The following is a 25826-nucleotide window of genomic DNA, read 5'->3' as shown; positions in this document are numbered from 1 at the left end:
CCCTCAGAAATCAGTGAATGAGGCTTCGTCGATGGCAGCCGCTGCCGGAGCACGGCGAACGCTTTGACGCACTGCCGGCATGTCTTCGATAGCGCTTTCGCTGTTGAGGCGGAAGAAAGTCATGACCTGCTGCAACTGCGTGGCCTGTGCACTCATTTCTTCAGCGGTGGCCGACAGCTCTTCAGAGGCGGCCGCATTGGTTTGGGTAGTCTGCGACAGCTGGCCGATGGCAGCGTTGATCTGATCCAGTCCCACGCGCTGCTCTTTCGAGGCGGCGGTGATTTCTTTGACCAGATCAGCTGTCTGGCCGATCGCTGGGACCATCTGATCCAGCACCTGCCCGGCATTCGCGGCCAGCTGCACGCTGGAGCCTGCCAATTCGCCAATCTCCTGAGCAGCCACCTGGCTGCGCTCAGCCAGCTTGCGCACCTCAGCGGCCACCACAGCAAAGCCTTTACCGTGATCACCGGCGCGGGCAGCTTCAATTGCCGCGTTCAGTGCCAGCAGGTTGGTCTGATAGGCGATGGCATCGATGATCTTCACTTTGTCTGCGATGTCTTTCATCGCGCTGACCGTTTCCTTCACCGTGCGGCCCCCTTCACGGGCTTCGCTGGCAGACTTGGTTGCCATGTTGTCAGTGACCTGGGCGTTTTCGGCGTTTTGCGCCACAGTCGCGGTGATCTGCTCAATCGACGCACTGGTCTCCTCAACACTAGCGGCCTGTTCGGTGGAGTTCTGGCTCAGCGTGGTCGAGGCGGACGACACCTGCTCAGAAGCAGACGCCAGCGCATCAGCGGCACTGCGCACTTCACTGATGACCTGTGTCAGGCGAGCGCTCATGTCACGCATGGCAGAGAGCAGGCTGTTCTCGTTCGTGGCCTCAATCGCCACGGTCAGATCACCCGCTGCAATTTTACGCACCGTTTCCATCGCATAATCGGGCTCGCCGCCCAACTGACGGGTGACATAACGCGCCAGCAGCAGCCCCATGACGATGGCCAGCAGTACGGCGATGACAATGACCACGATCATCAGGGTCAGCGCATTCTTGGCAGTCACTTCAGACTCTGTATGCGCTTCAGCGGCGAGGCGACCGTTATAAGCCGTCAACTCGACGACCGCGTCACTGAGCTCATTGGCCTTGGTGCGAATCGGCCCGTAGGCGATCTCTCTCAGCAACGCTTCATTGCCGTCCTTAAGGGCGGTCAACGCTTGCTGAGTGAATTGCATGTACTCCCCGTACACCGACTCCGTACGCTCGAACAGCTTACGCTCCTCTTCGCCAATTTCTGTCTGGGCGAATACCCCAACATATTTGCCAATGTCAGCCTCCAGAACGCCCATCAGCTCAAGGCGACTCGCGCGTTCCGCTTCGTTCAGGACCGGCAACAGGACCACCGCACGGGAGTGGGTGAGCATCGACATTGACGCTTTGCCCAAGGCATCGATGGCCACCACGCGGTTGTTGTACATGTCCTCAGAGAGGTTGGTCATATGCTGCATACGGTTGATGGCCAGTACACCGACCACCAGGGTCAACAGCGCACTGGTGATAAACGCCGCGAGCAGTTTGTTTTTCAGTTTGAGCTTCAAATACCAGTTCATAGCTAGTTCGTTCTCCGACAGGATGGAGCCAAATCGTTAATGGATATGCAGGCAATCACGCCTGTCGTGCAGAGGCCTCGCTGCGCCGGTCGGCGTCGAGCAAAGCGTTGATATCGAGAATCATGGCGACGCTGCCATCACCGAGAATGGTCGAGCCGCCCAAGCCACGAACGCCGCGCAGTAGTGGATTAAGCGGCTTAATCACGGCTTGCAGTTCACCGGCAAAACGGTCAACCACGAGGCCGGTACGGTGGCTGCCGTACTGCACCACCACCAGACACTCACGGGCCTCCGGGTGGCTGGGAATATTGAACAACTCAGCCAGGCGTACGAACGACAGCGGCGAGCCACGCAGACTCATGATCTGGTTGTTACCGTGCTGCTCGCCCAGCTCCAGACACTCCACCACCTGATCCAGCGGGATGACAAAGTGCGCATCACCGACAATCACCTGGAAGCCGTCGATGATCGACAGGGTCAGCGGCAGCCGTATACGGAAGGTGGTGCCGAGCCCCAGCGTCGAGTTGATTTCGATGTGCCCGCGCAGTGCTTCAATACTGCGGCGCACCACGTCCATGCCGACGCCGCGGCCGGACAGGTCAGTGACTTTTTCAGCAGTGGAGAACCCGGCCTCGAAGATCAGCCGATAGCAGGCCTGATCATCCAGCACTGTGTCGGCGTTGATCAGCCCACGCTGCACCGCTTTAGCGTGAATCTTCTGCGCATCCAGACCACGGCCGTCATCGGTGATTTCCAGCACCACGCAACCGGACTCGTGATAGGCCGTCAGCGCCAGGGTGCCGGTGGCCGGCTTACCCGCAGCCAAACGCTGCTCAACCGGCTCGATGCCGTGATCCAGCGCATTGCGCACAATGTGCATCAGCGGGTCGGCCAGGCGGTCGATCATCGACTTATCCAGCTCAGTGTCCGCCCCGGTGACTTTCAGCGAAACCTGTTTACCCAAATCACCGGCCACATCGCGAACAACACGAGGGAAGCGCTGGAATACCTCATTGATCGGCGCCATGCGCAAGCTCAGAGCGCGATCACGGATTTGCTCGACGAAACTGTCGACCTCTTCCATGAACGTTTTCACCGCCTCACGCGGCGCATTCTCTGCCAGGCTGCGACTGCGGGCCGAGCGGGTCACCAACTCACCAACGGAGTCGATCAACTGATCCAGCTTGCGCGCATCAACCTTGATGAACACCTGTTCCTGGGCACGCTGGCGCAGATTTTCCTGGGCCTGTGCAACTTCGGGTTCAGCTTCTGCCAACAGCTCAGCTGCGGCGGCGCTCACGGCATCCAACTGTTCGATCTGGATGTCACAGTCTTCCGCAATAAACTCCAGCGCCGACTCAATCTCTTCGCGGGAAAGCGCGCCACGCAGTTCCAGAACAAAGCCCAGGTAGCAGCTTTCTGCATCCATTTCGTCCAGTGTCGGCAGCTGATCCTGCAGCACCTCAAGGCTCAATAACTCGGCCTTGCCCGCCAGATAGCTGACAAAGGGCAGCGGGTCCAAACCATGCATAAACACCTGCGGCTGTGGCCGCATCACTACCCGCCAGTGCAGGCCGCTTTCGCTCTGCTGCTGCGGTTGTGCGCTGGCTACCAACGCATCACCCAGATAGCCCTGCAGCGCGTCAATCAGCGTCGCTCGCTGCTCGGGTGCCGGGTCGTAGTCATCACGGCCCGCTGCCACCTCATCAAACAACTGACTAAGGTAATCACCGCACTTCAGGAACAGGCTGATCAGCTCCGCGTCCACCACCTGCTGACCGGCACGCACACGCACCAACAGGCTCTCCATCAGGTGAGTGAAGTCCACCACCAGATGCAGGTTGAACATCCCGGACGAGCCTTTGAGCGTGTGGGCGGCACGGAAGATCGCATTGATCAGATCAACATCCGCGCCCTGGGCCTCCACCGCTAACAGCGAATGCTCCAGTTCAGCCAGCAACTCACGGGCTTCATCCAGCAATACGCTGCGCACTGCTTGCATATCCATAGACAACCTCAGGCCGAGAGCAGATGAGTGAGCTGCAAGCGGCTGAACAGATCGCTCACCGCCGCACTGGGGTTCACCAGTGCCAGCTCTGGGTGTTGACGCTTGAGGGCCAGCAACAGCTGCAGCCCGGCGCAGTCGATTTCGGCGATGGCGGCCAGACACAGGGTGCTGAAATCAGGCTGTTGCAACAGCAACTCGCGCAACTCGGCAGCCCGTTCAATGGTGAACGAGCCACCCAAATTCAAGGCCGATACCGTTTCTGGATGCTGTGAGCACATTGGCTTACATCACCAGCTTGCTGACAGCATCCAGCAGCATTGGCGGCTGGAATGGCTTGACGATCCAGGCGCGGACACCGGCGGCCTTGCCCTGCTGCTTCTTGTCGTCACTGCCTTCAGTCGTCAGCATGATGACTGGTGTGAACTTGTAAGCAGGCAGTTGCTTGGCGGCTTTGACGAAGCTGATGCCATCCATGTTGGGCATGTTCACGTCAGAGATGATCAGGTTGAATTTGCGGCCGTCGAGCTTGCTCAGCGCGTCTTTGCCGTCCACTGCGTCAACCACGTCGTACCCTGCTCCGCGCAGGGTCATGGCGACCATCTGGCGCATGCTGGCCGAGTCATCAATGACCAGAATTGTCTTGCTCATGGGAAACCTCAGGCTTAGAAGAAGGTGACAGACGAGCTGTTGTTCACCGATTGAGATGCGTGCCCCTGATGCAGCGCCTGCTGCTCAAGAGTCGTATAGGTGCTGGCCAGGCGTTGCAGCCACAGATCAGGCTGCGGCAGAGGCTGGTCAGGGTTGTTCAGTTGTTCACCGGCTTGGGCCAGGCGCTGAATGTCGTCGGTGATATGGCCAACGATCTGGTCGACGCGATCCTGAAATTGCAGGTGCATAACCAGCTGATTGATGTCGAACTCAAGCAGACCGCGTTCCTGCTGCAGCTCGCTCAGGGAGTCCTGCAACGCCTGCGCAGTGCCGTTGAAGTCAGCCACAATACGTGCGGCCAGGGCTTCCGAGTCGCGCACGATCTGCTGCTCACGCTCGGCAAAGGTCGAGGAAATGTTTTGCGCCTTAACGATGGCTTCCGTCACCGTCGCCACCGTTTCGCGGATGTGCTTACCGGTCTCACCGGACTCACGGGAAAGCTTGCGCACCTCGTCTGCCACCACCGAAAAACCACGACCGGCGTCACCAGCTCGGGCCGCTTCAATGGCCGCATTCAGAGCCAGCAGATTGGTCTGATCAGCGATCTTTCCGACCTGTTCAGCCATGCGGCTGAGGTCATCGGTGTAACTGGCAACGCTGTTGACTTCATCGAGTAGCGCGGCACGGTAAGACTGGGTTTTCTGCAGTGCCTCAATGATCTGATGCAGCCCTTGCTCGGCCTGCTGAATGGTCTCGATAGCCAGACCGCTTTGCATCTGGTCGCTCTGCTGACCACCAGCCACCAGACGCTGACTGACATTGGAGAAGCCACTGGAGAGGCCGAGGATGCCGTCACTGATCTGCCCACGGGCCAGATTCAGATGCTGCACCCACATCGGCAACACACCGCCGAGCAGACCGCTGAACGTGGCCAGACGCCGCTCGTTTTCATCTGCCTGCGGCATCCCATCAGTCACCTGCAGTGGCTCGGCTGAAGTGGATTTACGCATGCACAACAGCGCGCCAACCACCAGTACAACCAACCCCCAGACAGCCCCTTGCCACCAGGTTTCAGCCAGCAAGGCGCAAAGCAACAGATTGACCCCCAACAGGCCTATCGTCACCTTTGGATTACCCATGCCATGTCCCCGTCTTGATCAATTTGCAGTGATGGCAAATTGTCCACAGCCGGAACACAAAAAGAGTGAGTAAATCTACCTAGGCAGGGCGTAAAGGCAGGTAATACGGGGGATTTGGGTCAGCTTAAGGGTTACCGAAAGGTGCCTGAAAACGCTCCTCACGATCGTTTTAATAGCAGAAGCGTTCGATGACTCGAAGCGCGGGAAAGGAACCGCTGCCCGAACGCGCATACAAGATCCTGTCCATTTAGTCAGATAACTATTCCCTATCAGAGAGTTGGAACTTTCTAATTTAGATCAATGGGTTATACCGCGTAGGCTTGTCCCCATCGCGCTACAACGCGCTTTGTAAGCCACGAGGTAAATCAAATGTCTCTGACTACCCCTTTCCGTCTCACTGCGACTGCACTGGCAGTTGGCGTGATGTCCATGTCGGTCCACGCAGCCGACCTGACCCGTGATAACGGCGCTGCCGTGGGTGACAACCAAAACTCCCAAACCGCAGGCGCTAACGGCCCGGTTCTGCTGCAAGACGTTCACCTGCTGCAAAAGCTCCAGCGCTTTGACCGTGAGCGTATCCCTGAGCGCGTTGTTCACGCCCGTGGTACCGGTGCACATGGTGAGTTCACCGCCAGCGCTGACCTGTCTGACCTGACCGTTGCCAGCCTGTTCACCCCAGGCAAAACCACTCCGGTGTTCGTGCGCTTCTCCAGCGTTGTTCACGGCAACCACAGCCCTGAAACCCTGCGCGACCCACGCGGCTTCGCCACTAAGTTCTACACCGCTGACGGCAACTGGGACCTGGTTGGTAACAACTTCCCGACCTTCTTTATCCGCGACGCCATCAAGTTCCCGGACATGGTTCACGCCTTTAAGCCTGACCCGGACAAGAACTACGGCACCGACAAAACCCTGTTCGACTTCTTCAGCCACGTGCCGGAAGCCACTCGTACGCTGACCCAGCTGTTCTCCAACTACGGCACCCCAGCGACCTACCGTCACATGGACGGCAGCTCGGTACACGCCTACAAGTTCGTGAACGCTCAGGGCGAGTACAACTACGTGAAGTTCAACTGGAAGAGCCAGCAGGGCGTGAAGAACCACGACCCGAAAGAAGCTGAGCGCGTTCAGGGTAAAGACTTCAACCACATGAGCCGCGACCTGATCACTGCGATCAACGCCGGTGACTATCCGAAGTGGGACCTGTACGTTCAGATCATCAAGCCTGAGGACCTGGACAAGTTCGAGTACAACCCGCTCGACGCCACCAAAATCTGGCCTGATGTTCCAGAGAAGAAAGTCGGCACAATGGTTCTGAACAAGAACCCGGCCAACATCTTCCAGGAAACCGAGCAGGTTGCCATGGCGCCGGCCAACACCATTCCAGGTATCGAGCCGTCGGAAGACCGTCTGCTGCAAGGCCGTATGTTCAGCTACGCCGATACTCAGATGTACCGCTTGGGTGCCAACCATCAGTTGCTGCCAATCAACCAACCTAAGGTTGCAGTAAACAGCAACAACCAGGACGGCGCACACAACACTGGTGCCCGCACAGGTGAAGTGAACTACGAGCCAAGCCGTATGCAGCCTAAGCCACAACCGGCCGTAGCCCGCTACAGCCAGCTGCCTTTGGAAGGTTCCACCCAACAGCAGAAGATCTACAAAGAGCAGAACTTCAAACAAGCGGGTGAGCTTTACCGCTCCTTCTCCCGCAAAGAGAAAGCTGACCTGATCGCAACCCTGGGTGGCGCGCTGGCCGGTGCTGAAGACGAAGCTAAGCATCACATGCTGTCGTTCTTCTACAAGGCTGATGCCGACTACGGCAAAGGCCTGACCAAAGTTGCTAAAGGTGATCTGAGCCGCGTTCAGGCTCTGGCTGCCAAACTGCAAGACTGATGTACGTTACGGCCCGCCCCATAAGGGCGGGCCGTTTCATCTAAGGAGGAAAGTGACCATGACTCGCGTTATTCCTTTGATCCTGATTCTGAGCCTGTTCAGCAGCATCAACCATGCCGCCGAGCCCACCGCTCAACCTCACCAGGCAGACGTTTCCCAACGCCTTGCTGACTACCTGTTCAATGCAGCCCGCCAAGGTGATCAGGAAGTCCTCAACGAATTCATTCAGGCCGGTTACGACCTCGACCGTCAGGACGAGAAAGGCTACACCGCTCTGATTCTGGCCGCGTACAACGGCCATGCCGAAGCAGTCGATCAACTGCTCGCAGCCGGAGCCAACCCCTGCACCGAAGACAAGCGCGGCAATACCGCACTGATGGGCGCAATCTTCAAGGGTGAACTGCGTATTGCCCGCACACTGCTCAAAGCAGAATGCAGCCCCGACCAGCGCAACAACGCCGGACAAACCCCCGCAATGTACGCGGCACTGTTTCAGCGCACCGAGATTCTTGAATCTTTACGTGAGAAAGGCGCTGACCTTGAGGCCACAGACGCCATGGGCAACAGCGTTGCCGAACTGCTTGAAGGCAATGTCAAAGGCTCGCCGCAAACCCTTCAATAAGGGTGGATCGACAGGCTACCACTCACCTTCTTCAACAGCTTTAACCGCTTTGGCATCCAGCGCATAGGCAGCATCAGCCAGCTCATTGCTGATTTGCTCGACCTTCATAGTACCGCTTACCCACAACGGCGCGTAGATATCCTCAAGGGCAATACCTTGGGGATAGCGCACCAGCACCAGCTGGTTCGGTGGAGGCGGTGGAACATGGATGCAGGCGCCAGGGTATGGCACCAGGAAGAACAGCGTGCTGTTGCCTTTACTGTCCGTTTCCAAAGGCACCGGATACCCGCCCAGACGCACTTCTTTACCGTCAAAAGCGGGCACCGTGCGGGTGGAGTACATCACCTCTGGCAGGTTGCTGTCCTTCTGCCTCAGCCCGCTGGGGCTGTAGAAACTGCTTTCCAGCTCAGCCCCGTTATGGGTGATATCCGGCATGTTCTCCAGCGCCTTGCGGTCCGCCTCAGGCATCAGATCGAGCCAGTCGGTTTCCGGGATTTCGGCCTGGGCCAGGGAACAGCTCAACAGCAAACTCAACAGCAAATAGCGCATTGATGTACTCGCAACCAGCGGGAGGAATTATTTCTTAGAAACCATCCCGTAGATTACCAGCAAGACCACAGCACCAATCACTGCGCCGATAAATCCAGCAGCCTGTCCAGCTTCATAAATGCCCAGCGCCTGACCACCGTATGTGGCGGCAAATGAGCCGGCGATGCCCAGCAGGATGGTCATGATCCAGCCCATGCTGTCGTCACCCGGTTTGATGAAGCGCGCAATCAAGCCAACGATCAGGCCGATAAAGATTGTGCCAATAATGCCCATTGTGAATCTCCCTATAGAACAATCGTGCAAAAGGTCATTTATGTGACCGGCAATTGGCTGGCAGGTTCTGTTCTGCCAGCAGAAACAGCGCAACAACGCCCCAGCGCTCTGCACTGCCGCTCGTTATTGAGCGTAGACGCTGTGGCACGCTCTGTTAAGAAATGTCTGCTTTGGTAATGCCTGAACTGCCCTGGAAGCACTGATCCATACTTGAGCGTGCAGGCACAAAAAAGGCCCGACACTCCAAGAGCATCGGGCCTTATTGGGGGCTAAATGATTAGCCGCGTGTAAGCGCCTCAACAGCTGCGACCTGACGGTCCAGAGTCGCGCGGTCGGCACAACGCACAGTGGCATGACCAACTTTACGACCCGCCTTAAAGGCCTTGCCGTAGTGGTGCAGATGGCAACCCTCAATGGAGATCACCTGATCAACCGGCGGTACTTCACCGATAAAGTTGATCATCGCGCTCTCGCCCACTTTGGCGGTGGAGCCCAGCGGCAGGCCCGCAACAGCGCGCAGGTGGTTCTCGAACTGGCTGCACTCGGCACCTTCGATCGTCCAGTGCCCGGAGTTATGCACACGCGGAGCAATTTCGTTGGCCTTCAGGCCACCGTCGACTTCGAAGAATTCGAATGCCAGCACGCCGACATAGTCCAGCTTGGTCAGTACGCGGCCCACGTAATCTTCGGCCAGCGCCTGCAGAGGGTGATCGGTACTGGCGATGGACAGACCGAGAATGCCGCTGTCGTGACGGTTATGCACCAGCGGGTAGAAGCGGGTTTCGCCATCACGGCCACGCACGGCCACCAACGAGACCTCACCGGTAAACGGCACAAAACCTTCGAGGATGCACGGCACGCTGCCCAGTTCTGCGAAAGCACCGGTCACGTCTTCCGGCTTGCGCAGCACTTTCTGGCCCTTGCCGTCGTAACCCAGGGTGCGGGTCTTCATCACTGCTGGCAGGCCAATACTGGCGACTGCAGCATCCAGATCCGCCTGGGACTGAATGTCCGCGAACTCAGGTGTCGGGATGCCCAGGTCTTTGAACATGGACTTCTCAAACCAGCGGTCACGGGCGATGCGCAGCGCTTCGGCGCTCGGATAAACCGGCACGAACTGCGACAGGAAGGCGACGGTTTCAGCCGGGACGCTTTCGAACTCGAAGGTCACCAGATCAACTTCATCGGCCAGTTGGCGCAGATGATCCTGATCGCCGTAATCGGCGCGGAGATGCTCGCCCAGCGCCTGAGCACAGGCATCCGGTGCCGGGTCGAGGAAGGCAAAGTTCATCCCCAGCGGCGTGCCTGCCAGGGCCAGCATGCGGCCGAGCTGGCCGCCACCGATTACACCAATCTTCATACTACTCAGGCCTCACGTGGGTCTGGATTGTCCAGAACAGTGTCAGTCTGCTCTTTGCGGAATTGCTTCAGACGCTCATGGAACTGCGGGTGCTTGTGACCAAGAATGCTGGCCGACAGCAGCGCTGCGTTTACCGCGCCCGCCTTGCCGATGGCCAGGGTTGCCACCGGAATACCGGCCGGCATCTGCACGATCGACAGCAACGAATCAACGCCCGACAGCACGGCGGATTGTACCGGCACGCCCAGCACCGGCAGATGCGTCTTGGCCGCGCACATGCCTGGCAGGTGCGCAGCACCACCGGCACCGGCGATGATCACCTCAATACCGCGGCCTTCGGCCTCTTCGGCGTACTGGAATAGCAGGTCCGGGGTGCGGTGTGCAGACACCACTTTGACCTCATAGGGAATGCCCAGCTTGTCCAGCATCTCGGCGGTGTGGCTAAGGGTGGACCAATCGGACTTGGAGCCCATGATCACGCCAACCAGTGCGCTCATCGTCGTGCCTCTTCAGTGAATGGCGCCCTCAGGCGCGGCAAAAACCAACAAGCCACGCTGGGTCACCGGCGTGGCTTGTTTGCGAATTCAGGCCGATCGTGCCGGCCAGGGACCGCGCAGTATACCGTAAACCCCACGCCCCCGTGCAGCTGTTACTACCGTTTATCGACCTATCTGAGCGGGGTCAGTCACCGTCATTGCCCAAGCAGGCGAGTCAAATCTGATCAAAATTTGCTCAGATCAATCCAGAGAACGCTGCTACCGCAATGCCCGCGGCACAAAACTTGCGTACAAGAATGTACCTGAACAGCTGTGGTTGAACCGATGTTGCACGCTCATCTGACGACTCTGCATGTGGTTTCGCAAATCCTCGAAATCTTCAACGCTGACGCTGAACTGACCCGACACCTTCTGGCCGGCAGCAACATTGCCCCAGACGATCTGCGCTGCTCTGATACCCGCATCACCCGCATTCAGGAATTGCAGGTATGCGCCAATGCCTTACAACTGCGCAACGATCTCGGCCTTGCACTGGGACAGCGCATGCATGTTTCGGCCTACGGCCTGATTGGTTACGCCGCCCTCTCAAGTGCAACCTTTGGTGACGCCTGGCAACTGATGCTGCAGTACCCGGCACTGCTCGGCACCTATTTCAAGCTGGATATGCAGATCGAAGGCGAACTGGCCTGGGTCAACGCCAGCCATTATCAGCACAACCCGGAACTGGAAGTGTTCAACGTGGAAATGTGCCTGGGCTCGCTAAAACTGATCAGTGACGACCTGCTTGGCCAACCGCTGCCGCTGAGTGAGGCCCAGTTTTGTTACAGCGAGCCCCATTACCGGGAAAGTTATCCACAGACCTTTCCGTGCCCGCTGCAATTCGATGCACAGCGCAACGCCTTCGCATTTCCCGCCAGTTGGTTGGAGCGGCCGCTACCGCTGGCCGATGGCGTCACCCACCGCGAGATGCTGGAGCGCTGCCGCAAGCAGAACACCGAATTCACCACCCGCCAGGCCTGGCTCTCGCGTATCCGCCAGCTATTGGCCGAACAGCTGACCGCTCCGCCTGGGCTGGAACAACTAGCGCAACAGATGCACTGCTCACCGCGCACTTTGCGCCGCCATTTGCAGGAGCTGGGCACGCATTATCAGGAGTTACTGGACGAGCTGCGCTTCGAACAGGCCAAAACCTTGTTGAGTCAGGAAGACTGGCCCATCTGCCGGATTGCGGAACACCTGGGCTTCAGTGAAACAGCCAGCTTCCGCCACGCCTTCCAGCGCTGGAGCGGTGTTGCACCCAGCCATTTCAGAGCGTGAAAACCACAGATCAGAGCCATGCCGATACCGTCCATGCCCGCAAAGGCCGAAAAATTTGGCCACTTCGATCCCCTTTTGGCCGTTGTCAGCGTTCAAACACACGCTTAAGGATGGGAACAATGACTCCACAACAACAAACTCTGGAGTCACCAGCATGCTGACCATTTACAGCGACGATCATCACCTGCACCACGGCAGCTGCGAGCTGATCGATGGCCAACTGATGCCCTGCTTCGAGAAGCCACAGCGGGCCGATCACATCCTGCAACGGGTCAAAGACCGAAACCTCGGCGAGATTCGCGGCCCTAATGATTACGGCCGCGCGCCCATCGAACGCATCCACAGCCGCGAGTACCTGGCCTTCTTCGAAGGCGCCTGGGCGCGCTGGCAGGAGCAAAACGGCAAAGGCGATCTCCTCCCCTTCACTTGGCCAGCCCGCACCCTGCGCCACAAGTGCCCGACCGACCTGCACGGCCAGCTCGGTTACTACAGTTTCGACGGTGGCGCACCGATCACCGCAGGCACCTGGCAAGCAGCATACAGCGCTGCGCAAGTCGCCCTGACCGCCCAGGCAGAAATCAGCGCCGGTGCCCACAGCGCCTTCGCCCTGTGCCGTCCACCAGGACACCACGCAGCGGGCGACCTGATGGGTGGCTACTGCTACCTAAACAACGCCGCCATCGCTGCTCAGGCCTTCCTTGATGAAGGCAAAAAGCGTGTGGCCATCCTCGATGTTGACTACCACCACGGCAACGGCACGCAGGACATTTTCTACTCACGCAACGACGTGCTGTTCGCCTCGATCCACGGCGATCCGGCCGAAGAGTTCCCGTTCTTCTTGGGCTTTGAAGATGAGCGCGGCGAAGGTGCCGGTGAGGGCTACAACTTCAACTACCCGCTGCCAATGGGCAGCCCGTATTCAGTCTGGGGCGCAGCCCTTGAAGATGCTTGCCAGCGTATTGCTGCATTCGATGCGGACGTAATCGTGGTGTCCCTGGGCGTAGACACCTTCAAAGACGATCCGATTTCACAGTTCAAACTCGACAGCCCGGATTACCTGGCGATGGGGCGGCGTATTGCTGCGCTGGGTAAACCAACGCTGTTCGTGATGGAAGGGGGGTACGCGGTCGAGGCCATTGGCGTCAACGCCGTGAATGTTCTGGAAGGATTTGAGGGCGCATAAGCGTCCCATCACACACACTGAGGGGAACATAATGCTAACAATCAAAAACCTACTCGCCACTGCCATCTGTGGAGCCACATTGCTGGCCGCCACAGCACAGGCGGAAACACAACAGAGCCAGCGTGAACTGCGCGTCTATAACTGGGCTGATTACATCCAGCCAGACGTGCCGAAAAACTTCCAGAAGAACACCGGCATCAAGGTCACCTGGGACGTTTACGAATCCAACGAAACCCTTGAAGCAAAACTGCTCACCGGCAACTCCGGCTATGACCTGGTAGTGCCCAGCAACACCTTCCTTGAGCAGCAGATCAAAGCGGGCGTTTACCAAAAACTGGACAAGTCCAAGCTGCCGAACTGGCAACACCTGGACCCGGTCCTGCTGGAGCTGATGACCACCAACGACCCGGGCAACGAACACTCGGTCCCGTATATGTACGGCACCATTCTGATCGGTTTCAACCCGGACAAGGTCAAAGCCGTGCTCGGTGAAAATGCACCGGTAGACAGCTGGGACCTAGTCTTTAAAGAAGAAAACATGGCCAAGCTCAAGCAGTGCGGCGTGGCCATGCTTGACTCACCGACCGACATCCTCCCGGTCGCCCTGCACTACTTGGGCCTGGACCCGAACAGCACTGAAGCCAAGGACTACGACAAAGCCGCCGAGCTGATGCTGAAGATCCGCCCGTACATGGCTTACTTTCACTCAGCTAAATACATGACCGACATCGCCAACGGCGACATCTGCGTGGCCGTCGGCTACTCGGGCAGCTTCTTCCAGTTCGCCAACCGAGCCAAAGAAGCCGGCAACGGTGTAGTGGTCGACTGGCGTCTGCCGAAAGAAGGTGCACCGCTGTGGTATGACTCCTTCGCCATTCCGAAAAGCGCCCAGAACGTGGCGGAAGCTCACGAGTTTCTCAACAACCTGATGGACCCGACCGTAGTTGCACCAATCAGCGACTTCCTCGGCTACCCGAACCCGAACAAGCCCGGCATGCAGCTTGTCAGCTCGGCCATCCGCGACAACAAAGACCTATCCCCGGATGAAGAAGGCCAGAAGAGTCTGTATGTACTCAAAAGCCTGCCGCAGAACATTGAACGTGTCCGTACCCGCGTGTGGAACACCATCAAGTCCGGTAAATAAACTCATCCGGCTCCCGGCCGGAAACGTGTAATAAGACGCCCAGCGCAAACGCTGGGCGTTTTGCATTTTATGAGCACCTGCAGCTTGCGAAAAAACCAAGAGCAACGGAACTTTTCGACATAAGCTGAGCCGGCGCATATGGCCGCCCCTCTCTCGAAAGGATTTCGAAATGAAGAACATTGACAGTCACTTTACGGCCCAGGGCTACAGCCTCAGCTCAGACAAAACTCTGCTTGATCTGGACTTCATCCACGGCTTTCTCACTCAATCGACATGGGCCAAAGGCATTAGCCGTGATCGCGTCAAACTGAGCATTGAAAACAGCCTGTGCATGGGCCTGTATCAGCATGGACAACAGATAGGTTTTGCCCGGCTGGTGACCGATACGGCGACGTTTGCCTATTTGTGTGATGTTTTTGTCGACCCGTCATCTCAGGGCCGGGGGCTTGGCCGCTAGATCTCTGAAAGCATCCTCAATTGCCCCGGTGTAGCCGAGCTGCGCCGCATCATGCTGGCCACCACAACAGCGCCCTGGCTTTATGAAAAGATGGGCTTTAAACCCATTAACCAACCGAACTACATCTGGCACATATTCCGTCCCGACATTTATCAACACTGATTAATTGCTCATGCATATCCGACCAGACTGCCCGCCAGTCATGCGCTCCAGATAACGGAACGGTCATGCAAGCCTCCATTCGGAAACCCGAACAAAGTAGAAAAACACATTCGGCCGACCGAACGAACCGACACCATCAACCTCATGCAAATAGAACAAATTCCTTATTTATCAATTAGTTATATTCACAAATAGCAACTGGCATACATCCTGCTCCTCCTGTTTTCAGGAATGTGTTGATCCTTCCGAACACGGTGGCCTGCCACCTATAAGAAAAACATCGAGGAACAGAATTCATGCGTATTACTACCAGCGTCCTGGGCGCCGCCATGGCAGCCAGTCTGATCTGCAGCCCGGCCTTCGCCGCCGAACTCACCGGAACCCTGAAGAAGATCAAGGAATCCGGCGTCGTGACCCTCGGCCACCGTGACTCCTCTATTCCCTTCTCTTACTACGGCAGCAGCGCTCAGCAGCCGGAAGGCTATTCCCACGACCTGCAACTGAAAGTGGTTGAGGAGCTGAAGAAAGAGCTCAACCTTCCCGACCTTAAAGTCCGTTACAACCTCATCACCTCGCAAACCCGAATTCCGCTGGTGCAGAACGGCACTGTCGATTTCGAGTGTGGCTCCACCACCAACAACGTCGAACGCCAGCGCCAGGTTGATTTCTCCGTTGGCATCTTTGAAGTCGGCACCCGCCTGCTGACCCGCACCAACTCACCGATCAAGGACTTTGCCGACCTCAAGGGCAAGAACGTGGTAACCACCGCCGGTACCACCTCCGAGCGCATCCTGAAGATCATGAATGCCGAGAAGAAAATGGGCATGAACGTGATCTCAGCCAAAGACCACGGCGAAGCCTTCCTGATGCTGGAATCTAATCGCGCAGTGGCCTTCATGATGGATGACGCCCTGCTCGCCGGTGAAATGGCCAAGGCCAAGAAACCGGATGACTGGCACATCGTCGGTGAGCCTCAATCCTTTGAGATCTATGGCTGCATGATGCGTAAAGGCGACGCCGACTTTAAGCGCGTTGTGGATAAAGCCATCAGCGACACCTTCGCCTCCGGCGAGATCAACGACATCTACAACAAGTGGTTCCAGCAGCCTGTTCCACCTAAAGGTCTGAACCTGAACTTCCCCATGAGCGAGCAACTGAAAAAGCTGATCGCCAACCCCACCGACAAGTCTGCAGAACAGATCTGAAGGTGATGCCACGGCCCTTTCATAAGGAGGGCCGTGTGCGGGGAATCCGGGAGGCCTGAGTCGCCTCCACCCAATCTACTCAAGCGTATTAATGGCCACGACAGCAGAGCAACTGCTGCCTGGCCGTGTGCAGCTTAACTACCGCTACGCGCCGCAGTTACTTGCCCATATTGATCCGGGACAGGTGTCGTGTGCGTAAGCCGCAAAGGGGAAACCCGCATGAACTACAACTGGGACTGGGGCATTTTCTTCAAGTCCACCGGCATTGGCAGCGAAATCTATCTGGACTGGTTTCTCACCGGTCTGGGCTGGACGGTCGCCATTGCGCTGGTAGGCTGGATTATTGCCCTGCTGCTTGGCTCGCTGCTCGGTGTCATGCGCACCCTGCCGAATCGCTGGATTGCCGGAATCGCCACGGTCTACGTGGAAGTCTTCCGTAACGTACCGCTGCTGGTGCAACTGTTCCTCTGGTACTTCCTGGTCCCTGACCTGCTGCCGGAGCCGCTGGAAATCTGGTTCAAACAGGACCTCAACCCAGCCACCTCGGCCTACCTCAGCGTTGTTGTTTGTCTGGGCCTGTTTACCGCCGCCCGCGTCTGCGAACAGGTGCGCACCGGCATTCAGGCGCTGCCAAAAGGACAAACATCCGCTGCCTACGCCATGGGTTTCACCCTGCCACAGACCTATTGGAACGTGCTGCTTCCACAGGCTTACCGGATCATTATTCCGCCGCTTACCAGCGAATTTCTGAACATCTTCAAGAACAGCTCGGTGGCCTCACTGATCGGCCTGATGGAGCTGCTCGCGCAGACCAAACAAACTGCCGAGTTCAGCGCCAACCTGTTTGAAGCCTTCACCCTAGCCACCCTGATCTACTTCACCCTGAACATGAGCCTGATGCTGCTCATGCGCCTGCTGGAGAAGAAAGTCAGCGTGCCCGGCTTGATCTCAGTAGGAGGCAAATAATGGACTTCAGCCCAATCATTCCTGCCCTGCCGGGGCTGTGGGAAGGCATGCTGATGACCCTGCAGCTCACCGTCATGGGCGTGCTCGGCGGCGTGGTACTCGGCACCCTGCTGGCGCTGATGCGCATGTCCAGCAACAGCTTGCTATCGAATATCGCCGCCACCTACGTCAACTACTTCCGTTCGATCCCGCTGCTGCTGGTGGTCACCTGGTTCTACTTTGCGGTGCCCTTCATCCTGCGCTGGATCACCGGTGAAGACACACCGGTTGGGGCGTTCAGCTCCTGCCTGGTGGCCTTCATCATGTTTGAGGCGGCCTACTTCTGCGAGATCGTCCGCGCCGGTATCCAGTCCATCCCACGCGGGCAAATGGGCGCGGCACAAGCGCTGGGCATGACCTACGGCCAGACCATGCGCCTGATCATCCTGCCCCAGGCCTTCCGCAAGATGAGCCCGCTGCTGTTGCAGCAGAGCATCATTCTGTTTCAGGACACCTCGCTGGTTTACACCGTCGGCCTGATGGACTTCCTCAACGCTGCCCGCTCCCGTGGCGACATCATCGGCCAGCCCCATGAGTTCCTGATTTTTGCCGGCCTCGTCTACTTCATCATCAGCTTCTCAGCCTCGCTGCTGGTCAAGCATCTGCAAAAAAGGTTAGCCGTATGATTTCCATCAAGAACATTTACAAGTGGTACGGAAACTTCCAGGTGCTGACCGATTGCAGCACCGAAGTGAAAAAGGGCGAAGTGGTTGTGGTATGCGGACCGTCCGGCTCGGGTAAATCCACCCTGATCAAGTGCGTGAACGCGCTGGAACCGTTCCAGAAAGGCGATATCGTGGTGGATGGCACCTCGATTGCCGACCCGAAAACCGACCTGCCAAAACTGCGTTCGCGCGTCGGCATGGTGTTTCAGCACTTCGAACTGTTCCCGCACCTGAGCATCACCGAGAACCTGACCATCGCGCAGATCAAAGTACTGGGTCGTAGCAAGGAAGAAGCCACGAAAAAAGGCCTGGAACTGCTTGAGCGTGTTGGCCTCAAAGACCACGCCAACAAATTCCCCGGCCAGCTTTCCGGTGGCCAGCAACAACGTGTAGCGATTGCCCGCGCACTGGCCATGGACCCGGTCGTCATGCTGTTCGACGAACCGACTTCAGCGCTGGACCCTGAAATGGTTAACGAAGTGCTGGATGTGATGGTACAACTCGCCCACGAAGGCATGACCATGATGTGCGTCACCCACGAAATGGGCTTTGCCCGTAAGGTCGCCGACCGGGTGATTTTTATGGATGCCGGACAGATTGTTGAGGACTGTGCCAAGGACGAATTCTTCGGCGACATCAGTTCACGTTCCGAGCGTGCCCAGCAATTCCTCGCCAACATCCTGCCGCATTAAGCGTTACGCCCCGCCGACACTCGAGAACCGGGCGCTATGCCCGGTGATCGGCTAGTCTGGATCTCAGCCTGTAAGGGATTAGAACCATGCAATACCCTACAGCTCCCCCTGACTGCATACCTACGGAACTCACTGTGAAACCCCGCCGTATCCGTCGTTTGTCACTGATCAGCCTGATGCTGGCCCTGATCGTAGGCTGCGGCTATATCGGTTATACCGTCAGTGAATACTTCGGCATCCAGGCCCTCAGCGAAAATGGCCAGCGCCAACTGGAACTGAATGCCCGCTCGGTGGAAAGCGAGATCAGCAAATACACCTACCTGCCTTCGCTGCTTGAGCTTGAGTTCAACGTCGAGCGCCTACTAAGCACCCCGACGACCTACCGCCGCCATCTGGTTAACGAGTATCTGGAAGGCCTGAATCAGCGCAGCGGCAGTCTGGCCATCTACATCCTCAACCCACAGGGCCGCGTACTGGCTACCAGCAACTGGCGCGATGCGACCAGCTATCTCGGTGAGGATCTGTCTTTCCGGGCCTACTTCAAAGACGCCCTTGAAGGACGTGCCGCCCGTTTTTATGGGATTGGCAGCACCGCCGGTGAGCCCGGTTACTACCTCGCTCACGCACTGAAAAAGAATGACAAAGTCATTGGCGTTGCCGTGGTTAAAGTACGCCTGGAAGGCCTCGAACAGCGCTGGGAAAAAGCGCGCCTGCAAGCCTATGTCAGTGACGAAAACGGCATCATTATCCTGTCCAGTAACCAGGCCCGCTGGCTCAAGGCCGTGCGTCCGCTGCCCGCCGAAACCCGCGAGCGCCTGGCGCGCAGCCTGCAATATCACTGGTGGGCGCTGGAAGAACTGCAACCCCTGAGCCGTAAGCATCTGGCCGATGGAACGGAGCTGGTGAGTTTTGCCGAAGACAGTAAGTCACAAGGCAAATCCGCCAACATCACCTACCTGTCGCAAAGGCGCCCGCTGGTCGACACCGCTTGGCATATCACCCTGCTCAGTCCGGTCAATGATGTGCAGCGTGCCGCCTTCAGCCATGGCCTGCTGGCCAGCGTGGCCTGCGCACTGCTGATCTTCCTGGGCCTTGCCCTCAACCAACGCCGACGCATGATCGCCACCCGCCTGGCGGCACGCGAAGCACTGATTCAGGCCAACAACGAACTGGAGCGGAAAATTGCCGAACGTACCGCCGACCTGCAAGCCAGCAACCTGCGCCTGCAAGCCGAAGTGCGTGAGCGTCAACAGGCTGAAACCACGTTGCGTCAGACCCAGGACGACCTGATCCAGGCCGGGAAACTGGCAGTTATCGGGCAAATGTCCACCGCCATCGCCCACGAACTTAACCAGCCGCTGGCGGCTCTGCGCACCCTGTCCGGCAACACCATCCGCTTCCTCCAGCGCGGCGTGCTGGATGTGGCCAGCAGCAACCTGCAAACCATCGGCGAGCTGGTCGACCGCATGGGCAAGATCACCGGCAGCCTGCGCGCTTTTGCCCGCCGTGCTGACGACCATGGCCAGGCTGATCTTGAGCAAGCCATCGATGCGGCTCTGAAACTTCTTCAGGGGCACCCCGCCTTCGACGGCCTTACGTTGGAGAAGGACTGTCAGTACAGTCGCGAAAACATGCTTCTGGGCATTGAACAGACGCGACTGGAACAGATACTGATCAACCTGATCGCCAATGCGCTGGACGCCATGACTGAACAAAATCAGCGACAGCTGTGTCTGACCGGGCGTGAGCAAGATAGCCGCTACCTGCTGACCGTACAGGACAACGGTATTGGTATCCCGGTCGACATCCGCGCACACCTGTTTGAGCCTTTTTTCACCACCAAACCGGGAGAAAAAGGCCTCGGCCTCGGCCTCACCCTGTCCGCCAGTTTGGCGGCAGCAGCCGGCGGCAACCTCAGTGTGCAACACCCGGAGAGCGGCGGCACCGCATTCCTGCTGAATCTGCCCATCATTACCGGACACAAGGATGAACCCCATGACTGAGCAACTGAGCGTCCTGATCGTTGAAGACGATCCCCACGTCCTGCTCGGCTGCCAGCAGGCACTGGCGCTGGACGATATCCCCAGCATCGGCGTCGGTAGCGCAGAGGAAGCTCTGCAGCGCCTTGATGCGAACTTCGCCGGTATTGTCATCAGCGACATCCGCCTGCCAGGCATGGACGGCCTCGACCTGCTCAAGCAGCTCAAACAGCTGGATGAAGGCCTGCCAGTGATCCTGATTACCGGCCACGGCGACATCAACATGGCGGTCAATGCCATGCGTAACGGTGCCTACGACTTTATCGAAAAACCCTTCTCTCCCGAACGCTTGGTAGACGCCACCCGGCGTGCGCTGAACCAACGCGGCCTGAGTCGGGAAGTCTCCGAACTGCGCCGCCGCCTGGCCGGTCGTCAGGCTCTGGAACAGCGCCTGATTGGCATCTCACCGGCGATGGAAAAACTCCGTGAGCTGATTGCCAATATCGCCGACACCTCAGCTAATGTGCTGATCGAAGGAGAGACCGGTACCGGCAAGGAACTGGTCGCCCGCTGCCTGCACGACTTCAGCAAACGCCAGAGCAATCCGTTTGTAGCCCTCAACTGTGGCGGCCTGCCGGAGAGCCTGTTTGAAAGCGAAATCTTCGGCCACGAAGCTCACGCCTTCACCGGTGCCAGCAAACGCCGCATCGGCAAGATCGAGCATGCCAACGGCGGCACGTTGTTCCTCGACGAAATCGAAAGCATGCCGCTCAACCTGCAAATTAAACTGCTGCGCGTGCTGCAGGAGCACAGTCTGGAGCGGCTTGGCTCCAACCAGAGCATCCCGGTGGACTGCCGTTTTATTGCAGCGACCAAGGCTGATCTCGAACAGCAAGGCAAAGCTGGCACCTTCCGCAGTGACCTGTATTACCGCCTCAATGTCGTGACCCTGAACCTGCCTCCGCTGCGCGAGCGCCGTGAGGATATTCCGCTGCTGTTCGAGCACTTCCTGCAACTCTCCGCCCTGCGCTTCGACCGTCCGGCCCCGGAGCTGGACCGCCAGACCCTGACTACTCTGATGAGCCACGACTGGCCGGGCAACGTACGCGAACTGCGCAACGTCGCCGAACGCTTCGCCCTCAACTTGCCCGCCTTCAAAGACAGTGCCGTCAGCAATGCAGGCGTAACGACTTTTGCCGAAGCCGTGGAAGCCTTTGAGCGCAACCTGCTGGCCGACAGCCTTAGCCGTAACGGCGGCAACCTGAGCCAGACCGCCCAGAGTCTGGGCATGGCCAAAACCACCCTGTTCGATAAAGTGAAAAAATACGGATTGAGTTGACCCTCACAGATCGCAGGGGACGAGCCGCATGAATGCGGCGAGAGTCGTACAGGGCCAGGACGGCCCTTGGACGACGGCACCGGAGCAGTGCCGGAGTGCGGGAAGTTTCGCGTAGCGAAACCCGGATGCTTGGGCGCATTTCTTTTGCTTACTTTTCTTTGTGCAAGCAAAGAAAAGTAAGGCGCCCGTAAGAGGCGCAACCGCAGTGCAAGAACGACACCATCCCACAAACAAAAACCCGCCAACACACAGGCGGGTTTTTCATTCAAAACAGCCAGCCTCACGGCCTGCTGATCGCTACTCAGGAGAAAACGCGGAAGCGCTCTTTATCATCGATAAAGGTCTTGTCAGCAAAACCCGCCTTATTCGCTCCGAACGGCATCTGCGCACGCAGCTTCCAACTAGCCGGGATATTCCACTTGGCCGCTACAGCAGCATCTGGCAGCGGGTTATAGTGCTGCAGGCTGGCACCGATACCGGCGCTGGCCAGCGCCGACCAAACAGAGAACTGGGCAATGCCGCTGCCCTGCTCAGACCAAACCGGGAAGTTATCGGCATACAGGGCAAACTGCTTCTGCAAGCCGGTAATCACATCCTGATCCTCGTAGAACAACACAGTACCGGCACCGGCAGCAAAGCTGTTGATCTTGCCTTCGGTGGCCGCGAAAGCATCAGCTGGCACAATCTTGCGCAGTTCATCTTTTACGATCTCCCAAAAACTATCACTTTCGGCACCGAACAAAATCACCGCACGGGAGCTTTGCGAGTTGAACGAAGACGGTGACAGTTTGATCGCCTCCTGAATCAGCGCAGTGACCTCTGCCTGCGGCAGAGGCAACTCTTTACCCAGCGCATATTGGGTACGACGTGTCTTGATCGCATCGATAAATGCATTGCTCATACGGGTAACTCCTCTCAAAGGTTCGGGCAAATCAGGATGCAGCCGAGCTGCTGCACTGAGCTGTGCCACCAGCCGTTGCTGAAACGGCACAACCAGCGCGATCCCGCCCTGAAAATTGGATGAACGTAACAGGAGACAGAGAATGAAATTGCACCCCAGCACCTGATTGCCAACGCTCAATGTGTGAGCGGTAGTGGCCGTATTTTCTGTAAAGAGTAATACGCAAAACTCAGACCGCACTGCACGCAGACAGGTTTCATACGATCGAGTGCTGTACAGACCACAATGATGAACAGCTCAGCCCATCACAGGTTTTGCTCCGGAGCAGGAGCCAGCCCACCTTCGAGCTTGCGCCAGAGCAAACGCACTGATGCCTTACGCACCAACGCGCAGCGGTACAAACGAATCTCTAACGGCAGGAACCACTGTTCATCACCGCACACCACCAACTCGCCCCTTGCCAGTTCAGCCGTGGCCGACAAACGTGGCACCCAAGCAACGCCCATGCCCTGCAACGCCATGCATTTAAGGCTGTCAGCCATGGCGGTCTCATAAACAGTAGTCGAACGCAGCGCCCGCTGCCTGAGCAGTTGGTTAACCGAGCGCCCCAGCAGCGCGCCCGCACTGTAGGCCAGCAGCGGCACGCTCTGACCACTATTAAGGTCGAACAGCGGCTTGCCGTTTTCATCCGCAGCGCACATAGGCAGCATCTCAGTGCGCCCCAGATGAAGAGAAGGAAAAAGCTCCGGATCGAGCTGCATGGCCGCATCCGGGTCGTAATACGCAAGGATCAGGTCACACGCACCTTCGCGCAGAGAGTGAACCGCTTCCCCCACGTTAGCGGCGACCAGACGCGTCGTCAGCGGCAGACCTTCACGGCGCAGACGGGCGATCCACTCAGGGAAGAAGCCCAGCGTCAGCGAGTGCGCTGCCGCAATCTGCATAACCTCACCCTGCTGGCCTTCCAGGTTATGCAGGTGGCGAACCACCTCACCCAGTTGCTCAACGATGCTGCGCGCTGTCACCAGAAACAGCTGGCCGGACTCGGTCAGATCAACAGGTGTTCGCGAACGGTCAACAAGCGTTAGTCCAAGGGCCGCTTCCAGACTGCGAATCCGCCGGCTGAAAGCTGGCTGAGTCACAAATCTTTTCTGTGCGGCCTGCGAAAAACTGCGCGTTGTCGCCAATGCAACGAAGTCTTCCAGCCATTTGCTCTCAAGATTCATGATCACTCCAATCAAGACTTAGTCGTGTTTTTACACGCAATTTCGAGATTTTTCCCTGAAACGACGACTGACACCGGGACCTTCTCATTTCGGGCAGTTTTCAGGCCTGCTGTGCAAAGTCGAGTCACATCAACATTATGCCGATTGTGCATAGGATAGCGGATATCAGCATTGGCCAGTAGTCGGCCACAGGCCTTAATCTACGGGACATCGCGGTTACCCCCGCACCTTCACGAGATTTAATGAATCATGTCCCTTGTTGCATCACACCGCATCGAGAAAGACTTGCTCGGTAGCCTCGAAGTACCCGCTGAGGCTTATTACGGTATCCAGACCCTACGCGCTGTGCAGAACTTCCGTCTCTCTGGCGTACCGCTGGCTCACTACCCGAAACTGGTCATCGGTCTGGCCATGGTCAAACAGGCTGCAGCCGACGCAAACCGCGAGCTGGGCCACTTGTCCGCCGCCAAGCACACCGCGATCAGCACTGCCTGCGCCCGCATTATTCAGGGCGAATTTCACGACCAGTTCGTCGTCGACATGATTCAGGGTGGCGCAGGTACTTCCACCAATATGAACGCCAATGAGGTGATCGCCAACATTGCCCTGGAAGCCATGGGCCATGAGAAAGGCGAGTACCAGTACCTGCACCCCAATAACGATGTGAACATGGCGCAGTCGACTAACGACGCTTACCCGACCGCCATCCGCATCGGCCTGCTGCTGGGCCACGACAGCCTGCTCAACGCGCTGGACAAACTGATCCAGTCGTTCGCTGCTAAAGGGCTGGAATTCGGCCACGTGCTGAAAATGGGCCGCACCCAGCTGCAAGATGCTGTGCCGATGACTCTCGGCCAGGAATTCCGCGCCTTCGCCGTTACCCTCGGTGAAGACCTGCAGCACCTGAAACTGATCGCTCCGAAGCTGCTGACCGAAGTGAACCTCGGCGGCACCGCCATCGGTACCGGCATCAACGCTGACCCGGCTTACCAGCATCTGGCTGTTAAGCGCCTGGCAGTCATCAGCGGCCACCCGGTTGTACCGGCTGCCGACCTGATTGAAGCCACCTCTGACATGGGTGCTTTCGTGCTGTTCTCCGGCATGCTCAAGCGTACTGCGGTCAAGCTGTCGAAGATCTGTAACGACCTGCGCCTGCTCTCCAGCGGCCCACGTACTGGCATCAACGAGATCAACCTGCCAGCGCGTCAGCCGGGCAGCTCGATCATGCCAGGCAAGGTCAATCCGGTGATCCCGGAAGCCGTTAACCAGGTTGCGTTCGATGTAATCGGTAACGACCTCGCGCTGACCATGGCAGCCGAGGGCGGCCAGCTGCAGCTGAACGTGATGGAGCCGCTGATCGCGTACAAGATCCTCGACTCGATCCGCCTGCTGACCCGCGCCATGGATATGTTGCGCGAGCTGTGCATCGACGGCATCACTGCCAACGAAGATCGCTGCCGTGAACTGATGGAAAACTCCATCGGCCTGATCACCGCACTGAACCCGTACATCGGTTACGAAAACGCCACCCGCATCGCCAAAGTCGCCCTCGAATCGGGCCGTGGTGTGCTGGAACTGGTACGTGAAGAAAAACTGCTGGATGACGCCACGCTGGATGACATTCTGCGCCCTGAAAACATGATCGCCCCGCGTCTAGTCCCACTGAAGGCATAAGCCAGGAGAACTCACATGAAAAACAACGCATTCATGCCAACCCTGCCGCCGACCTTCATGGCGCTGACTCCACCACGTCGTATGTGGCCGGGTATTGCAATGCCGCGCTATGTCTCACATCGCGCTGAACAGCATCAGGCTCAGCAGGCCACAGCCCGCAGCCGCTAATTTCGCTAGATGGTACCGGAGGCCCCCCGCCTCTATTTTTTAGGGATGGCTTATGCCATCCCTTTTTTATTGTGCCGTACAAGCTGCGCTCCACTGGCAGATATCGGCACAC

At 57.8% G+C, this 25826-nt stretch carries 25 protein-coding genes; 14 read left to right on the top strand and 11 right to left on the bottom strand.

Going from position 1 to position 25826, the window contains the following annotated elements:
- Positions 1-3 precede the first annotated feature (3 nt).
- Genes AO726_RS07450 through AO726_RS21505 form a run of 5 tightly spaced genes read right to left on the bottom strand, consistent with a single transcriptional unit; the run spans position 4 to position 5037 of the window.
- Complete coding sequence (locus AO726_RS07450; RefSeq protein WP_058067439.1) at positions 4-1605, bottom strand: methyl-accepting chemotaxis protein; 1602 nt, start codon at positions 1603-1605, stop codon at positions 4-6.
- Between the two features lie 55 nt (positions 1606-1660).
- Positions 1661-3613 (bottom strand): chemotaxis protein CheA, encoded by a 1953-nt coding sequence (locus AO726_RS07445; protein ID WP_058067438.1) that lies wholly within the window; start codon positions 3611-3613, stop codon positions 1661-1663.
- Between the two features lie 8 nt (positions 3614-3621).
- Positions 3622-3891 (bottom strand): STAS domain-containing protein, encoded by a 270-nt coding sequence (locus tag AO726_RS07440; RefSeq protein ID WP_058067437.1) that lies wholly within the window; start codon positions 3889-3891, stop codon positions 3622-3624.
- A 4-nt stretch (positions 3892-3895) separates the two neighbouring features.
- A complete protein-coding gene (locus AO726_RS07435; protein ID WP_058067436.1) occupies positions 3896-4261 on the bottom strand; it encodes a response regulator in 366 nt (121 codons plus the stop codon).
- 14 nt (positions 4262-4275) lie between these two features.
- Positions 4276-5037 (bottom strand): methyl-accepting chemotaxis protein, encoded by a 762-nt coding sequence (locus AO726_RS21505; protein ID WP_446737418.1) that lies wholly within the window; start codon positions 5035-5037, stop codon positions 4276-4278.
- Between the two features lie 732 nt (positions 5038-5769).
- On the opposite strand from AO726_RS21505, the gene AO726_RS07425 reads away from it, so the two are divergent.
- Both AO726_RS07425 and AO726_RS07420 read left to right on the top strand, forming a co-directional pair.
- Complete coding sequence (locus tag AO726_RS07425; RefSeq protein WP_058067434.1) at positions 5770-7296, top strand: catalase; 1527 nt, start codon at positions 5770-5772, stop codon at positions 7294-7296.
- 58 nt (positions 7297-7354) lie between these two features.
- The gene (locus AO726_RS07420; RefSeq protein ID WP_058067433.1) at positions 7355-7918 is read left to right on the top strand and encodes an ankyrin repeat domain-containing protein; all 564 of its coding nucleotides are present in this window, start codon (positions 7355-7357) and stop codon (positions 7916-7918) included.
- Between the two features lie 15 nt (positions 7919-7933).
- Here the strand turns inward: AO726_RS07420 and AO726_RS07415 are convergent, their stop codons facing one another.
- From AO726_RS07415 to purE, 4 genes are all read right to left on the bottom strand, one after another.
- Positions 7934-8467, bottom strand: coding sequence for a DUF3299 domain-containing protein (locus tag AO726_RS07415; protein WP_058067432.1), 534 nt, complete (start codon positions 8465-8467; stop codon positions 7934-7936).
- A 27-nt stretch (positions 8468-8494) separates the two neighbouring features.
- Entirely contained in the window at positions 8495-8740 is a 246-nt protein-coding gene (locus AO726_RS07410) for a GlsB/YeaQ/YmgE family stress response membrane protein (RefSeq protein WP_058067431.1), read from the bottom strand.
- A 277-nt stretch (positions 8741-9017) separates the two neighbouring features.
- A complete protein-coding gene (locus AO726_RS07405) occupies positions 9018-10100 on the bottom strand; it encodes a 5-(carboxyamino)imidazole ribonucleotide synthase (protein ID WP_058067430.1) in 1083 nt (360 codons plus the stop codon).
- A gap of 5 nt (positions 10101-10105) precedes the next feature.
- Complete coding sequence (gene purE / locus AO726_RS07400) at positions 10106-10597, bottom strand: 5-(carboxyamino)imidazole ribonucleotide mutase (RefSeq protein WP_058067429.1); 492 nt, start codon at positions 10595-10597, stop codon at positions 10106-10108.
- Positions 10598-10921: 324 nt separating this feature from the next.
- Between purE and AO726_RS07395 the strand changes: the two genes are divergently transcribed.
- From AO726_RS07395 to AO726_RS07350, 10 genes are all read left to right on the top strand, one after another.
- Positions 10922-11914, top strand: a complete 993-nt coding sequence (locus AO726_RS07395; RefSeq protein WP_058067975.1) for an AraC family transcriptional regulator — start codon at positions 10922-10924, stop codon at positions 11912-11914.
- Between the two features lie 154 nt (positions 11915-12068).
- Positions 12069-13097, top strand: coding sequence for a histone deacetylase family protein (locus AO726_RS07390; RefSeq protein ID WP_058067428.1), 1029 nt, complete (start codon positions 12069-12071; stop codon positions 13095-13097).
- 31 nt (positions 13098-13128) lie between these two features.
- Positions 13129-14241: a polyamine ABC transporter substrate-binding protein gene (locus AO726_RS07385; protein ID WP_058067427.1), complete on the top strand. Its 1113-nt coding sequence runs from the start codon at positions 13129-13131 to the stop codon at positions 14239-14241.
- Positions 14242-14410: 169 nt separating this feature from the next.
- Positions 14411-14698, top strand: coding sequence for a GNAT family N-acetyltransferase (locus AO726_RS21305; protein ID WP_206542505.1), 288 nt, complete (start codon positions 14411-14413; stop codon positions 14696-14698).
- Positions 14699-15156: 458 nt separating this feature from the next.
- Positions 15157-16065, top strand: a complete 909-nt coding sequence (locus AO726_RS07375; protein ID WP_058067426.1) for a glutamate/aspartate ABC transporter substrate-binding protein — start codon at positions 15157-15159, stop codon at positions 16063-16065.
- A gap of 219 nt (positions 16066-16284) precedes the next feature.
- Entirely contained in the window at positions 16285-17031 is a 747-nt protein-coding gene (locus tag AO726_RS07370) for an amino acid ABC transporter permease (RefSeq protein WP_058067425.1), read from the top strand.
- Positions 17028-17696 carry an amino acid ABC transporter permease gene (locus tag AO726_RS07365; RefSeq protein WP_177330547.1) on the top strand — a complete coding sequence of 223 codons (669 nt, stop codon included), beginning with the start codon at positions 17028-17030 and terminating at the stop codon, positions 17694-17696. Before AO726_RS07370 ends, AO726_RS07365 begins: the two co-directional genes overlap by 4 nt.
- Positions 17693-18427, top strand: coding sequence for an amino acid ABC transporter ATP-binding protein (locus AO726_RS07360; RefSeq protein WP_058067423.1), 735 nt, complete (start codon positions 17693-17695; stop codon positions 18425-18427). Before AO726_RS07365 ends, AO726_RS07360 begins: the two co-directional genes overlap by 4 nt.
- Before the next feature lie 86 nt (positions 18428-18513).
- Entirely contained in the window at positions 18514-20430 is a 1917-nt protein-coding gene (locus AO726_RS07355) for a sensor histidine kinase (RefSeq protein ID WP_058067422.1), read from the top strand.
- Complete coding sequence (locus tag AO726_RS07350) at positions 20423-21745, top strand: sigma-54-dependent transcriptional regulator (protein ID WP_058067421.1); 1323 nt, start codon at positions 20423-20425, stop codon at positions 21743-21745. The genes AO726_RS07355 and AO726_RS07350 overlap by 8 nt, the downstream gene beginning before the upstream one ends.
- A 301-nt stretch (positions 21746-22046) precedes the next feature.
- Here AO726_RS07350 and AO726_RS07345 read toward each other — a convergent pair whose 3' ends face one another.
- Positions 22047-22646 (bottom strand): nitroreductase family protein, encoded by a 600-nt coding sequence (locus AO726_RS07345; protein ID WP_058067420.1) that lies wholly within the window; start codon positions 22644-22646, stop codon positions 22047-22049.
- A 305-nt stretch (positions 22647-22951) separates the two neighbouring features.
- Entirely contained in the window at positions 22952-23872 is a 921-nt protein-coding gene (locus tag AO726_RS07340; RefSeq protein WP_058067419.1) for a LysR substrate-binding domain-containing protein, read from the bottom strand.
- Positions 23873-24121: 249 nt separating this feature from the next.
- Here AO726_RS07340 and aspA point away from each other — a divergent pair, with 249 nt between their 5' ends.
- Together aspA and AO726_RS21215 are read left to right on the top strand one after the other, a co-directional pair.
- Positions 24122-25546: an aspartate ammonia-lyase gene (aspA, locus tag AO726_RS07335; protein WP_058067418.1), complete on the top strand. Its 1425-nt coding sequence runs from the start codon at positions 24122-24124 to the stop codon at positions 25544-25546.
- A 15-nt stretch (positions 25547-25561) separates the two neighbouring features.
- On the top strand, positions 25562-25714 hold the full coding sequence (locus AO726_RS21215) for a hypothetical protein (RefSeq protein WP_160320960.1): 153 nt from the start codon (positions 25562-25564) through the stop codon (positions 25712-25714).
- The last annotated feature ends 112 nt before the right edge of the window (positions 25715-25826 follow it).

It is taken from the genome of Pseudomonas sp. TTU2014-080ASC (genome assembly GCF_001446935.1).
Classification (GTDB): Bacteria; Pseudomonadota; Gammaproteobacteria; order Pseudomonadales; family Pseudomonadaceae; genus Aquipseudomonas.
This window is presented reverse-complemented; position numbering and strand designations above follow the sequence as displayed.